At 62.4% G+C, this 12,807-nt stretch carries 16 protein-coding genes; 9 read left to right on the top strand and 7 right to left on the bottom strand.

What is annotated here, in order from left to right; genetic code table 11:
* The first annotated feature begins 25 nt into the window (after positions 1 to 25).
* Positions 26 to 439, top strand: a complete 414-nt coding sequence (locus tag ACYCCG_RS03750) for a PA0061/PA0062 family lipoprotein (RefSeq protein WP_176682990.1) — start codon at positions 26 to 28, stop codon at positions 437 to 439.
* 35 nt (positions 440 to 474) lie between these two features.
* Here the strand turns inward: ACYCCG_RS03750 and ACYCCG_RS03745 are convergent, their stop codons facing one another.
* Complete coding sequence (locus tag ACYCCG_RS03745; protein ID WP_209968977.1) at positions 475 to 708, bottom strand: DUF1161 domain-containing protein; 234 nt, start codon at positions 706 to 708, stop codon at positions 475 to 477.
* A 75-nt stretch (positions 709 to 783) separates the two neighbouring features.
* Positions 784 to 1,209 carry an OsmC family protein gene (locus ACYCCG_RS03740; RefSeq protein WP_003253070.1) on the bottom strand — a complete coding sequence of 142 codons (426 nt, stop codon included), beginning with the start codon at positions 1,207 to 1,209 and terminating at the stop codon, positions 784 to 786.
* Between the two features lie 152 nt (positions 1,210 to 1,361).
* Here ACYCCG_RS03740 and ACYCCG_RS03735 point away from each other — a divergent pair, with 152 nt between their 5' ends.
* The gene (locus tag ACYCCG_RS03735) at positions 1,362 to 2,366 is read left to right on the top strand and encodes an LLM class flavin-dependent oxidoreductase (protein WP_176682987.1); all 1,005 of its coding nucleotides are present in this window, start codon (positions 1,362 to 1,364) and stop codon (positions 2,364 to 2,366) included.
* A 101-nt stretch (positions 2,367 to 2,467) separates the two neighbouring features.
* On the opposite strand, the gene ACYCCG_RS03730 is transcribed toward ACYCCG_RS03735, so the two are convergent.
* The gene (locus ACYCCG_RS03730) at positions 2,468 to 2,689 is read right to left on the bottom strand and encodes a DUF1161 domain-containing protein (protein ID WP_020191565.1); all 222 of its coding nucleotides are present in this window, start codon (positions 2,687 to 2,689) and stop codon (positions 2,468 to 2,470) included.
* Between the two features lie 101 nt (positions 2,690 to 2,790).
* Entirely contained in the window at positions 2,791 to 3,006 is a 216-nt protein-coding gene (locus tag ACYCCG_RS03725) for a dodecin (RefSeq protein WP_012269893.1), read from the bottom strand.
* A gap of 150 nt (positions 3,007 to 3,156) precedes the next feature.
* Here ACYCCG_RS03725 and ACYCCG_RS03720 point away from each other — a divergent pair, with 150 nt between their 5' ends.
* On the top strand, positions 3,157 to 3,480 hold the full coding sequence (locus tag ACYCCG_RS03720; protein ID WP_459669463.1) for an ElaB/YgaM/YqjD family protein: 324 nt from the start codon (positions 3,157 to 3,159) through the stop codon (positions 3,478 to 3,480).
* On the opposite strand, the gene ACYCCG_RS03715 is transcribed toward ACYCCG_RS03720, so the two are convergent.
* Positions 3,477 to 4,373 carry a LysR family transcriptional regulator gene (locus ACYCCG_RS03715; protein ID WP_176682986.1) on the bottom strand — a complete coding sequence of 299 codons (897 nt, stop codon included), beginning with the start codon at positions 4,371 to 4,373 and terminating at the stop codon, positions 3,477 to 3,479. The two genes, ACYCCG_RS03720 and ACYCCG_RS03715, sit on opposite strands and share 4 nt — an antisense overlap.
* Before the next feature lie 110 nt (positions 4,374 to 4,483).
* On the opposite strand from ACYCCG_RS03715, the gene trpB reads away from it, so the two are divergent.
* Both trpB and trpA read left to right on the top strand, forming a co-directional pair.
* A complete protein-coding gene (gene trpB / locus ACYCCG_RS03710; RefSeq protein WP_010951489.1) occupies positions 4,484 to 5,701 on the top strand; it encodes a tryptophan synthase subunit beta in 1,218 nt (405 codons plus the stop codon).
* Positions 5,698 to 6,507 carry a tryptophan synthase subunit alpha gene (gene trpA, locus ACYCCG_RS03705; protein ID WP_176682985.1) on the top strand — a complete coding sequence of 270 codons (810 nt, stop codon included), beginning with the start codon at positions 5,698 to 5,700 and terminating at the stop codon, positions 6,505 to 6,507. The genes trpB and trpA overlap by 4 nt, the downstream gene beginning before the upstream one ends.
* A gap of 120 nt (positions 6,508 to 6,627) precedes the next feature.
* On the opposite strand, the gene ACYCCG_RS03700 is transcribed toward trpA, so the two are convergent.
* The gene (locus ACYCCG_RS03700) at positions 6,628 to 6,960 is read right to left on the bottom strand and encodes a DOPA 4,5-dioxygenase family protein (RefSeq protein ID WP_003253084.1); all 333 of its coding nucleotides are present in this window, start codon (positions 6,958 to 6,960) and stop codon (positions 6,628 to 6,630) included.
* A gap of 52 nt (positions 6,961 to 7,012) precedes the next feature.
* Here ACYCCG_RS03700 and ACYCCG_RS03695 point away from each other — a divergent pair, with 52 nt between their 5' ends.
* Positions 7,013 to 7,567, top strand: a complete 555-nt coding sequence (locus ACYCCG_RS03695; RefSeq protein WP_209968986.1) for an NAD(P)H-binding protein — start codon at positions 7,013 to 7,015, stop codon at positions 7,565 to 7,567.
* 21 nt (positions 7,568 to 7,588) lie between these two features.
* On the opposite strand, the gene ACYCCG_RS03690 is transcribed toward ACYCCG_RS03695, so the two are convergent.
* Positions 7,589 to 8,488 (bottom strand): choline sulfate utilization transcriptional regulator, encoded by a 900-nt coding sequence (locus ACYCCG_RS03690; protein WP_459669460.1) that lies wholly within the window; start codon positions 8,486 to 8,488, stop codon positions 7,589 to 7,591.
* Positions 8,489 to 8,596: 108 nt separating this feature from the next.
* On the opposite strand from ACYCCG_RS03690, the gene betC reads away from it, so the two are divergent.
* From betC to ACYCCG_RS03675, 3 genes are all read left to right on the top strand, one after another.
* A complete protein-coding gene (gene betC, locus ACYCCG_RS03685) occupies positions 8,597 to 10,114 on the top strand; it encodes a choline-sulfatase (protein WP_459669459.1) in 1,518 nt (505 codons plus the stop codon).
* A gap of 14 nt (positions 10,115 to 10,128) precedes the next feature.
* Entirely contained in the window at positions 10,129 to 11,052 is a 924-nt protein-coding gene (gene choX, locus ACYCCG_RS03680; protein WP_209968995.1) for a choline ABC transporter substrate-binding protein, read from the top strand.
* Positions 11,053 to 11,196: 144 nt separating this feature from the next.
* Positions 11,197 to 12,762, top strand: coding sequence for a SulP family inorganic anion transporter (locus tag ACYCCG_RS03675; protein WP_459669456.1), 1,566 nt, complete (start codon positions 11,197 to 11,199; stop codon positions 12,760 to 12,762).
* The last annotated feature ends 45 nt before the right edge of the window (positions 12,763 to 12,807 follow it).

Genomic DNA, 12,807 nt, shown 5'->3' with positions numbered 1-12,807 from the left:
GTAAATCGCAAGTGGGAGTTTCGCCATGCGCCAGCCCATGATGCTGATCGCCCTCAGTACACTGGGGGCTTGCGCCAGCCCCTTGCCGCCCGTCGACCCGAAACAGGCGTGGGTCGACCTGTACACCATGACCCCCGGCCGGGTGATCATGGCCGACCGCCTCGATGGCAAGCGCCTGGAGGATGGCCGTTACTTCCAGGTGACGCCGGGCAAGCACGAACTGGTGGTGCGCTTCGATTATGAAATCTACTCGGGCGGCATCATGTCACAACCCAGGGACCGAACCTGCTACCTGACCGTGCGCTTTGACAACTTCAAGGCCGGCGAGCGCTATCGCCTGGAGGCGCGAGCGCCAGTGATGGAGCCGCAGGTACTGCTGTATGACGCCAACCGCAAGGTGGTGGTGAACGAGCCTAGCGAAGTGTTCTGCATACCGTGAATTCGGGGCTGCTTTGCAGCCCCGAGCCCTGATGCTTATCGATCGTTCTTCTGATAGATGATCTTCTTCGTCCCACCATCGCAGGTCCCGACGACCATGTTCTGGTCCTCGACCTCGCTGTTGGGCACGATCTCCAGCGTGTAGGACGTAACCCCTTGGGCCTGGATCTTGGCCTCGATCTCGGCTTTCAGCTCCTCGCATGGCTTGACGGCCGCCAGCGCAGACGTGGCGAAAAGGGTAGCCAACACAGCGGTAGCTACGCGAATCATGGAACGGCTCCTGAAAAGGGCAGTGGCGCTGCCGACGCTCTTTAGACTACAGCAAACCACTACCGTTGCACCGTTTCACCCCACCAACGCTGCATCCAGGCTGATCTTCGCATTCAAAACCTTGGACACCGGGCAGCCTTCCTTCGCCTTGTTGGCAATCTCCAGGAATTGAGCCTCGCTGGCCCCGGGTACCTTGGCCCTGAGCACCAGGTGCACGGCAGTAATGGCAAAACCGTCCGCTTGCTTGTCGAGCGTCACCTCTGCAGCCGTGTCGATCCGCTCTGCGGTAAGCCCCGCCTCGCCGAGCATCATTGATAGCGCCATCGAGAAACAACCGGCATGCGCCGCGCCGATCAGCTCCTCCGGGTTGGTACCGGGTGTGCCCTCGAAACGTGTATTGAAGCCATAAGGGTTCTGCTTGAGTGCGCCGCTTTCGGTAGAAAGCAGACCTTTTCCATCCTTCAGGCCACCTTGCCAGATCGCCGATGCTGTCTTTTTCATGATGCCTCCTGGTCACTGGGTTGCTTACCTACGGTTCAGAGGCCTGCCGACTGCCGCAAGTTCAGAGCAATATGCTTGCAGGCATTGAATCCAACGAATGCGCCCATACAGAATCAAAAAGGCCTCTGGCCAATCACTTTTGCGGAGGCTCCATGACGCAGCTGCGTGACCTGAAGATTTCCACCCTGGACCTGGTGCCCGTACGCGCCGACGCTGGCCCCGCGCAATCGCTGCGCAACTCGCTGGACCTGGCGCAGCATGTCGAGCGCTTTGGCTATAACCGTTTTTGGGTGGCCGAACACCACAACATGGACGGCATCGCCAGTTCGGCGACTTCGGTGCTGATCGGCTACCTGGCCGGTGGGACCTCACGTATTCGCGTGGGCTCTGGCGGGGTAATGCTGCCCAACCATGCGCCGCTGGTAATTGCCGAGCAGTTCGGCACCTTGGCCAGCCTGTATCCGGGGCGGATCGACCTTGGCCTGGGCCGTGCGCCGGGTTCGGACCAAATGACCGCCTATGCCCTGCGACGCGAGCGCGCTGGCAGCCCGGATGACTTCCCGGACGATGTCGAGGAGCTTTCGCGCTACCTCGGGCCACGCACCGATGATCAAAAAGTGATCGCCGTACCCGGGCACGACACCGACGTGCCAATGTGGTTGCTGGGATCCAGCCTGTTCAGTGCCCAGCTGGCTGGCATGCGCGGCATGCCGTACGCCTTCGCCTCGCATTTCGCACCACGCTACATGCACGAGGCGATTCGCGTATATCGCAACCATTTCAGGCCCTCGACGACGCTGGATAAGCCGTATGTGATGCTGGGCATTCCCATGGTGGTGGCGCAGACCGACGAGAAGGCCGAATACCTGGCCACCTCGGTCTATCAGCGCATCCTGGCGCTGATTCGCGGACAGAGCCTGATGCAGAAGCCACCCGTGGAAAGCATGGATGGGCTGTGGTTGCCCCATGAGCGAGAGACGGTGGGCAGCTTCCTGGGGTTGGCCATGATCGGCAGCCCGCAGAAGGTAAAGGCCAAGGTAGAAGTGCTGCTGGAACAGACGGGTGCGGATGAGCTGATCTTTACCTGTGACCTGTATGAGCATGCGGACCGCATTCGGTCATATGAGCTGATGGCGCAGGCCCTCAAGACCGAGTGATCCTCGTCGCGGGCTCGCCCGTTTCCACCGTTTGACTGGAGCCTTCAAGGCCTGCGCTGTTGGACTGTGGGAGCGGGCAAGCCCGCGAATGAGCGGGCCCATCAGCCGCGGCGGTACACAATCTCCTTGGTACCGGCCTCACAGCTACCAATGACCTTGCCCGCCGGCTCGCCTTTCTTGACGATCTCCAGCTTGTAGCCAGTGACGCCCTTGGCATCCAGCTTGGCCGCAATTTCCGCCTTCAGCTCCTCGCACGGTTTGCCCGCTGCCAGCGCACCACCGGCCAGGGTCATCAGGCCCAGCGCCAGAATCAGTTTGTTCATCACTCGCTTTCCTTGTGCAGATGAAATCAGAAGGGGACCCCACCAAGGCGCCCCGTTCCTGAATACCTCATCACGCCGAGATCATGCAGCCCGACGCTATATCAGCTATTGGCGATACGGAAGCCGACCTTCAGCGTGACCTGGAAGTGCGCCGCCTTGTTGTCACGGATATGGCCACGGGTATCGACCACTTCGAACCATTCCAGGTGCTTGATGCTTTTGCCGGCTTCAGCCAGAGCATTGTTGATGGCGTCTTCGATACTGGTGGGCGAAGACCCTACCAGTTCGATTTTCTTGTAGGTGTGATGATCGGTCATGAGTGCTCTCCATGGGTGACAGTGAGTTTCAGCCTAGCAGCGCAGGCCTGGTTTACCTGCGAGCGGTCACTATCAGCGAAAGTTCGATCGCACTTTCTCGCAGGCCAAGGGTCGCAATCCTTAGAGCCCATACTGCAAAGGAGAGTCAACATGCACCGTAACTCGCTGCGTAAAACGTCCCTGGAAAGCATGGAAGCGGAGATCGAGAGCCTTCTGAAAAGCTTGGAAAACCTCAAGCATGATGCGTCGGAAGAGTCCCAGAAGTCGGTGAAGGCAATCCGCAGCAACGCTGAAAGCGCACTGCGTCATTCGCGCAGCCTACTGAGCGATGCGTTCGAGGAAGTGAAGCAGCGCACCCGCCAGACCGGCATAGCCACCCGGGACTACGCCCAGGAACACCCCTACACCACCGCCGGTGTGGCCATTGGTGCGCTGGGCCTGCTGGCGGCGTACCTGATGTGCAAGCGAAACTAAGCGCCCTGCCGCGCAAGTTCTGCCCGTAACCACTGCGCCAACTGCTCGGCGCGCCCGTCTGCGGCGCGCCGTGGCACCCACAATGCCAGCGCCGCCTGGGTAGGTGAAAAGCCCCACGGCGCACTCAAGCGGCCCGCCCGCAGGTCATCGGCGACCAGTGGCTGCGGTGCAATTGCCACGCCCAATCCGGCCACGGCAGCTTCCAGCAGGTAATACAGGTGCTCGAAAGCCTGGCCATAGTGAATGGCCGCCGGGTCCAGGCCCTGTTGCAGCGCCCAGGTCGGCCAGGCTTGCGGGCGTGAAGTGGTGTGCAGCAAGGCTTCGCCCAGCAGCGCCTTGGCGGGCGCCCCCTGCAAGCGCTGGAAGCCTGCGAAATGCGGGCTGAGCACCGGTCCGATGCATTCCTCGGCCAGCACATGCACCTGCATGTCCGCCGGCCACGGTGGCTCGGCATACACCAGCAACGCATCCAGCCCAGGCCGTCGCGGGTCAAGGTCGCCCTCACCCGCCGACAGGTGCAAGCGCAGCTCAGGCAAATCCGCCTGCAACCGCCCCAGCCGCGGGATGAACCAGCGCGCCAGCAAGCTGCCCGAGCAGCCCAGTACGAACGGCGCCTCACTCACATCACGGCTGAGCTCGGAACACACGCTGCGCAGCCGGTCGAAGGCTTCACCGCTGGCATCGCGCAGACGAACACCCGCATCTGTGAGTTTGATGCCGCGCCCGTCCTTGACGAACAGGGCGACGCCCAGATGCTCCTCAAGCACCTTGATCTGCCGGCTGACAGCGCCGTGGGTGACGTGCAGCGCTTCCGCTGCCTGGCTGACACTGTTCAGCCTGGCTGTTGCCTCGAAGGCACGCAGGGCATTGAGGGGAGGGAGGTCGTGGGCCATTTTACCTGTGAGTTTTTCTGACAAGTTTGCGCAATCTTATCGGTTTTCAGCCGAGCTTGCCGTGGTTAGAGTAAAGCCCATCACTCATTCACTACGCCTTGGAGCGCCCCATGACCCAGTCCCAATACCGCCCCGGCCCCGACGCCAATGGCCTGTTCGGCTCGTTTGGCGGCCGCTATGTGGCCGAAACCCTGATGCCACTGGTGCTGGACCTGGCCCGCGAATACGAAGCGGCCAAGGCAGACCCCAAGTTCCTTGAAGAGCTGGCGTACTTCCAGCGCGACTACATCGGCCGCCCCAATCCGCTGTACTTCGCCGAGCGCCTGACCGAGCATTGCGGCGGGGCGAAGATTTTCTTCAAGCGTGAAGAGCTCAACCATACCGGTGCGCACAAGGTGAACAACTGCATCGGCCAGGTGCTGCTGGCCAAGCGTATGGGCAAAAAGCGCCTGATCGCCGAAACCGGCGCCGGCATGCACGGTGTCGCCACCGCCACCGTCGCCGCGCGCTTCGGCCTGCCTTGCGTGATCTACATGGGTGCCACCGACATCGAGCGCCAGCAGGCGAACGTGTTCCGCATGAAGCTGCTGGGCGCAGAGATCGTACCGGTTACCGCCGGCACCGGCACCCTGAAAGACGCCATGAACGAAGCCCTGCGTGACTGGGTTACCAACGTCGAAGACACCTTCTACCTGATCGGCACCGTGGCTGGCCCACACCCATACCCCGCCATGGTGCGCGACTTCCAGTCGATCATCGGCAAAGAGACCCGTGCCCAGTTGCAAGAGAAGGAAGGCCGCCTGCCTGATAGCCTGGTTGCCTGCGTCGGCGGTGGCTCCAATGCCATGGGCCTGTTCCATGAATTCCTCGAAGAGCCGAGCGTGCAGATCATCGGCGTTGAAGCCGGTGGCCACGGCGTACACACCGACAAGCACGCCGCCAGCCTGAACGGCGGCGTACCGGGCGTGTTGCACGGCAACCGCACCTACCTGCTGCAGGACCAAGACGGCCAGATTACCGATGCCCACTCGATTTCCGCAGGCCTGGACTACCCGGGCATCGGCCCGGAGCACGCCTATCTGCATGAGGTGAAGCGCGTCGAGTACGTCAGCATCACCGACGACGAAGCATTGGATGCGTTCCACGCAACCTGCCGTCTGGAAGGCATCATCCCAGCCCTGGAAAGCTCCCACGCCTTGGCCGAAGCGATCAAGCGCGCGCCGAAGCTGCCCAAGGACCACCTGATGGTCGTGTGCCTGTCGGGCCGCGGCGACAAAGACATGCAAACCGTCATGAACCACATGGCCGCCCAGGAGAAACAGGCATGAGCCGTCTTGAACAACGCTTCGCCGAGCTGAAGGCCGAAGGCCGCTCGGCACTGGTCACCTTCGTCACAGCTGGCGACCCGGGCTACGACGCCTCGCTGCAGATCCTCAAGGGCCTGCCGGCTGCTGGCGCCGACGTGATCGAGCTGGGCATGCCGTTCACCGACCCGATGGCCGATGGCGTGGCCATCCAACTGGCCACCCTGCGCGCCCTTGAAGCTGGCCAGACCTTGGCCAAGACCCTGCAGATGGTTCGCGAATTCCGTGTGGATAACCAGACCACGCCAATCGTGCTGATGGGCTACTACAACCCGATCCACCGCTTTGGCGTGGACAAGTTCGTGGCTGAAGCCAACGCAGCGGGCGTCGATGGCCTGATCATCGTCGACCTTCCGCCAGAGCACGACGCCGAACTGGCTACCCCGGCCCAGGCCGCAGGCATCGACTTCATCCGCCTGACCACCCCGACCACCGACGACGCGCGCCTGCCGCGCGTGCTGGAGCGCAGCTCCGGGTTCGTCTACTACGTGTCGGTGGCCGGCGTGACCGGTGCCGGTTCGGCGACCACCGAGCATGTGACCGAAGCCATTGCCCGCCTGCGTCGGCATACCGATCTGCCGATCAGCGTTGGCTTCGGCATTCGCACGCCGGAACAGGCTGCGAACATTGCCCGCCTGGCGGATGGTGTGGTGGTGGGCTCGGCACTGGTCGACAAGATCGCCCAGGCCAAGAGCGCCGATCAGGCGGTGACCGATGTATTGAGCCTGTGCTCGGCATTGGCTGAAGGGGTGCGTGGCGCACGCCGTTAAACTGCGTCGTCTGCTTCGCGGGTAAACCCGCTCCTACGGGGCCAGCGCCACCCTCTGGCTCTGCGATATCGTTGTAGGAGCGGGTTCACCCGCGAATAGGCCGGCACAGGCTACCCCCGCCTAGCCCCCAAAAATCGACAGATTCAGTGGCCGCACGGCCCCCATCCAGATCGCATGATCCCGGTGATCCGCCAGTTCATCCCCGGTTTCCGGATGCATGAATACCACCAGGCCCTTGCGGTACAGCGCCAACCAGGGCAAAACCACCCCCACCACTTCCGGCCCGAACGCCAGTTGGCAACTCCAGTCCGGATGCGGCCCAACCGGTTTCTGGTGCATGCGCCCCATGGTCACGGGAAACAGCCGCGCCGCCTCCTCGCACAGTTCCCGGGCCTGCTCCATAGTGGCTGCGTCGTAATAAACGTGGGCGTGGTAACCCTTGATCCTCTGCACGATAACTCCTGATTGCGGTCCAACCATCACCACCTGCAACGGGAGTGATGCAGTGAAAAACGCCGAAACCCCAGTGTTCAAACTGGTCCTGTTCGGGCCTGAAAGCAGCCTGGGCAATGCCCTGATGGTCGAGCTGCTGTCGCGCCAGCACGAAGTCATCGCCGTGGTGGATGACCTCAACCGCCACACCGCCCGCCCCGGCCTGCACTTCAAGATAGGCGGGCTGAACAGTGCCGACCAGGCGGAGCAGGGCGCGGCAGGCGGCTCAGCGGTAATCGCCCTTCTATCGACGCTGGCGCCAGGTGACCTGCCAGGGCAAGCACGCCTGAGCGAGGCGCTGGTGACGGGGCTTGAGCGTACGACTATACGCCGGCTGTTGCTGGTGGGCGATTTCGCTGTGCTGGATGAGCCGAACAAGTACAGCCCAGCAGAGCGGGGGAACGTGGATCAGGTAGTTGATGGGTTGCAGCGCAGCGCGCTGCGCTGGACCTTGATCAATACGCCGCAGGCGCTGCCGGACGCGGCGTGGGCGCGCGTGGCGGCGGGGATCGTGGATATGCTGGAACTGGACCTGCACCGGGGCGAGCATCTGAACTTCGTGGTCTAGATGACCGCGCAGCCTCGGGGCTCAGCGGTTGCGCTCCTGCTCCAACCAATCCACGAACCGCTCGATCAACGCTCCACGCCGCTTGCGCGGTGGCAACACCGCGTAATAGCCGCGTTGCGAACGCAAGCTCCCCTCCAACGGCCGACACAGCAACCCTTGCTCCACCAAGCCATCCACCAGGTGCCCCCAGCCAATCGCCACCCCTTGCCCGGCAATCGCTGCCTGAATCAGCAACGTATAGTTATCAAACCGCAACTGCCCCGCTGGCGGTGGGCTGGTCACACCAAACCCACGAAATACCCCCGCCCAGTCAAACCAGCGGCTGGCCTGCTCGCCCTTCAAATGCAACAGCGGCAATCGTTGCAAAGCCACAGCTGACAAGGCTTTGCCATGAGTCAGGCGGGGGCTGCACACCGGGAAGACTTCCTCATCGAATAGCCACCGGCTTTCTCCTTGATGAAAGCGTCCATCGCCAAACAGCACCGCCACATCGATGTCCGGGCGCAACATGCCCTGGCTGCGCTCACCCGTCACCAGGCTCACATCCACCTGTGGATAAGCCTCATGAAAGCGTTGCAGCCTTGGCATCAACCAGAACGCCGCAAAGGCAAAGTCGGTGGCCACCTGCAGCACTTCGTGCTGGCCACGCCCGCTGGCCTGGGCAATACCGTCATCCATGGCCTGCAGCCCCTGATGCACCTGTTCGAACAGCACCTGGCCAGCCTCGGTCAGCTCGATGCCCCGGTAAATGCGGTCAAACAGGCGCGTGCCCAACTGTGCCTCCAGGCGCTTCACCTGCTGGCTCACTGCCGGCTGCGTGGTACCCAACTCCAGCGCCGCAGCGGTAAAGCCACGCAGGCGCGCAGCAGCCTCGAATACACGCAAGGTATCCAGCGACAACCCGGCAAGGTGGTCAAACATAAGCGTAGCTAATCCCAGTCATTGCCCGCCATGGGCTTTACCCATGTTATCCACAGTCGCATCTTGGTAGGCAAGCGGTTCGCATAACCCTCAACGATGGAAGCCCCCATGACGCGTCCGAATATCCTGTTCATCATGGCCGACCAGATGGCCGCGCCCTTGCTGCCGATCTACGGCCCTTCGCCCATCCAGATGCCGCACCTCGGCCGCCTGGCCGAGCAAGCCGTGGTGTTCGACTCGGCCTACTGCAACAGCCCACTGTGCGCGCCATCACGCTTCACCCTGGTCAGCGGTCAGTTGCCCAGCCGTATTGGCGCCTACGATAACGCGGCCGACTTCCCTGCCGATGTGCCGACCTACGCCCATTACCTGCGTCGCCTGGGCTACCGCACTGCGCTGTCAGGCAAGATGCACTTCTGCGGCCCCGACCAGTTGCACGGCTATGAAGAACGCCTGACCAGCGACATCTACCCGGCCGACTACGGTTGGACGGTGAACTGGGACGAACCCGATGTGCGTCCAAGCTGGTACCACAACATGTCCTCGGTGCTGCAGGCGGGTCCGTGCGTGCGCACCAATCAGCTGGATTTCGACGAGGAGGTGGTGTTCAAGGCGCGCCAGTACCTGTACGACCATGTGCGCGAAAACGATGGCCGGCCATTTTGCCTGACCGTTTCGATGACGCACCCGCACGACCCCTACACCATTCCCAAACGCTACTGGGACCGCTACGAAGGTGTGGATATCCCCATGCCCCGTGCCGAGTTCAGCCAGGCAGCACTCGACCCGCATTCACAGCGCTTGCTGAAGGTCTACGACCTGTGGGACAAGCCATTGCCTGTGGACAAGGTCCGCGACGCCCGCCGCGCCTACTTCGGCGCGTGCAGCTATATCGATGACAACATTGGCCAACTGCTGCAGACCCTGGAGGAATGCAACCTGGCCGATGACACACTGATCGTGTTTTCCGGCGACCACGGCGACATGCTTGGCGAACGTGGCCTCTGGTACAAAATGCACTGGTTCGAAATGTCGGCGCGGGTGCCGCTGCTGATCCATGCGCCGAAGCACTTCGCAGCGGGCCGGGTCACTGCCTCGGTGTCGACCTGCGACCTGTTGCCAACCTTGGTCGAACTGGCTGGCGGCGCTGTGGATAAAGACCTGCATCTGGATGGCCGCTCACTGCTGGGCCACCTGCAAGGGCAGGGCGGTCACGACGAGGTGATCGGCGAGTACATGGCCGAAGGCACCGTCGGCCCGCTGATGATGATCCGCCGCGGGCACTACAAGTTCGTGTACAGCGAAGACGACCCATGTCTACTCTATGACCTGAGCCGCGACCCGCACGAGCGGGAAAACCTCGCCGGCAGCCCGGACCACCAGACGCTGCTACAGGCATTTGTCGATGAAGCGCAACTGCGCTGGGACATCCCCAGCCTGCGCCAGCAGGTACTGGCCAGCCAGCGCCGCCGCCGGCTGGTGGCCGAAGCGCTGGCCATCGGCAAGCTGAAAAGCTGGGACCACCAACCACTGGTGGATGCCAGCCAACAGTACATGCGCAACCACATCGATCTCGATGACCTCGAACGCAAGGCACGTTATCCACAGCCCGCCCCCCTGGATTGAGAAGAGAGGCCGCCATGCACAAGTTCTCCGCCGCCGTGTTCGCCCTGGCCCTGAGCGCCACCACGGCCCACGCCGCAGACAGCGATACGCAATGCAGTACCGTGAAAATGGCCGACCCCGGCTGGAGTGATATTGCCTCAACCAATGCCGTGGCACGCCTGTTACTGGAAAGCCTGGGTTACCAGGTGAAGATCGACAGCCTGGCCGTACCGATCATCTACGGCGGCCTCAAGGACGGCCAGGTCGACGCCTTCCTCGGCAACTGGATGCCCGCACATCAAGGTTTCCATGACAAGTTCATCGCCAACGGCGATGTGCAGCAGCTGTCGCGCAACCTGGAGGGAACCGAGTTCACCCTCGCAGTGCCCGACTATGTGTGGAATGCCGGGGTGAAGGACTTCGCTGACCTGCAAAAACACGCCGGGCAGTTCGACAAAAAGCTGTACGGAATCGGCTCCGGCGCCCCGGCCAACCTGTCGCTCAAGAAAATCATCGACAAGAATGAATTCAACCTCGGCCAGTGGAAGCTGGTGGAGTCCAGCGAGCAGGCGATGCTGGCCCAGGTCGACCGGGCGGTGAAGAAGCAGCAATTCATCACCTTCCTTGGCTGGACCCCGCACCCGATGAACGTGAAGCTGAAAATGCACTACCTGACCGGTGGTGAAAAGTGGTTCGGCAGCAAAGGCGAGGTATACACGCTGACCCGCAAGGGTTATCCACAAGCCTGCCCGAATGCCGCGAAGCTGCTAGGTAACCTTAAGTTCACACTGGACATGGAAAACAGCATCATGGCCGAGGTGGTGGACAAGAAGATCAGTTTCGATGAAGCGGCCAAGGCCTGGGTGAAAGCGCATCCTGAACGATTGGATGGGTGGTTGGCCGGGGTCACCACCAAGGCCGATGGGGATGCCCTGGAGGCCGTCAAAGCCAAACTGTAATCTCACAAAGCAACACACCAACCCTGTGGGAGCGGGCGCGCCCGCGAACACCGGCAAAGCCGGTGCCAAGCAACGCGTTGGCTTTTTCGCGGGCATGCCCGCTCCCACAGGGCTTGGCGACCCCTTAAGGATTGTGGATAACCCATGCATCGCCTCTCTTTACTGCTGCCCTTCCTCACCTGGCTTCCCCGCCAATCGGGCCGCAGCCTGCGCCAGGACCTGCTGGTAGGCCTGAGCGGCGCCATCCTCGCCCTGCCGCAATCCATCGCCTACGCCCTGATCGCCGGCCTGCCCGCCGAATACGGGCTCTATGCTGCCGTTGTGCCGGTACTGATTGCCTGCCTGTGGGGCTCTTCCTGGTACCTGATCTGCGGCCCGACCGCGGCCATTTCCATCGTGCTCTACACCAGCATCAGCCCGCTGGCCGTGGCCGGTAGCGCTGACTACATCACGCTGGTGTTGCTGCTGACCTTTCTTGGCGGCCTTTTCCAGCTGCTGCTCGGGCTGTTGCGCTTCGGCGCGCTGGTCAATTTCGTCTCCCATTCCGTGGTGCTCGGTTTCACGCTGGGTGCCGCCATCGTCATTGCCTTGGGCCAGCTACCCAACCTGCTGGGCATGGCCCTGCCCAGCCAGGCCACCGCGCTGATGACCGTACAGGACCTGGCCAGCCACGCAGGCGAGGTCGACCTGCCTTCCTTGCTGCTGGGCCTGGCCACCGTCGTGATCGGTGTGGCCTTCAAACTCTGGCGCCCACGCTGGCCGAGCCTGTTGATAAGCCTGATCCTGGTCAGCTTGCTGGCCTGGCTGATGCCGGGCTTCTTTGGCCATGTGCCGCGGGTGGCAGCGTTCACCGGGCAACTCCCGCCTTTCAGCCCGCTGCCTTTGCTGGACGTGGAGCTCATGTTGCGTCTGCTGCCCAGCGCCGTGGCGGTAGGCATGCTGGGGTTGGTCACCAGTCTGTCGATTGCCCGTTCGTTGTCGGCACGTTCAGAACAACTGATCGACCCGGACCAGGAAATACGCGCACAGGGCCTGTCGAACATTGCCGGTGCATTTTTCTCTGGTTACCTGTCTGCCGGTTCCTTCACCCGCTCGGGCCTGAGCTATGAGGCGGGCGCCCGCTCGCCCATGGCCGGGGTGTTTTCGGCGCTGTGGGTGGCGTTGTTCGCGGTGACCGGCGCCGGCCTGATCGCGCACCTGCCGATACCGGCCATGGCCGGCAGCATTTTGCTGATCTGCTGGGGGTTGGTGGACCACCGAGGGATCCGTGCATTGTTCCGGGTCAGCCGCTCTGAGTTTCTGGTGATGGCGCTGACGGCTGCAGCGACATTGCTGCTGGAGCTGCAGACGGCCATCTATGCCGGCGTGCTGGCTTCGCTGTTCTTCTATTTGAAGCGCACCTCACGACCACGGATCCAACAAAGCCGTGAAGGGGACGCGGATGTATTGCGGGTAGGTGGGTCGATTTTCTTTGGTGCGGCGCATTACCTGCAGGTGCGCTTGCAGCGCTGCCAGGGGCCGCATGTAGTGATCGATGCCCGGCAGGTGAATTTCATCGATTACTCGGGTGTGGATATGTTGCACCGCGAGGCGCGGCGGTTGCGGCGATTGGGGGGGAGTTTGACCTTGCACCGGGCCAGGCCGCAGGTGATCGAGGAGTTGCAGAAGCTGGAAGGGGTGGAGTTGTGCCCGATCCGGTTTGAGGAATGAGGTTGGGATTCTGGGGCTGCTTTGCAGCCCATCGCGACGCAAGGC

The organism is Pseudomonas sp. VEM90 (assembly GCF_054611535.1).
This window is presented reverse-complemented; position numbering and strand designations above follow the sequence as displayed.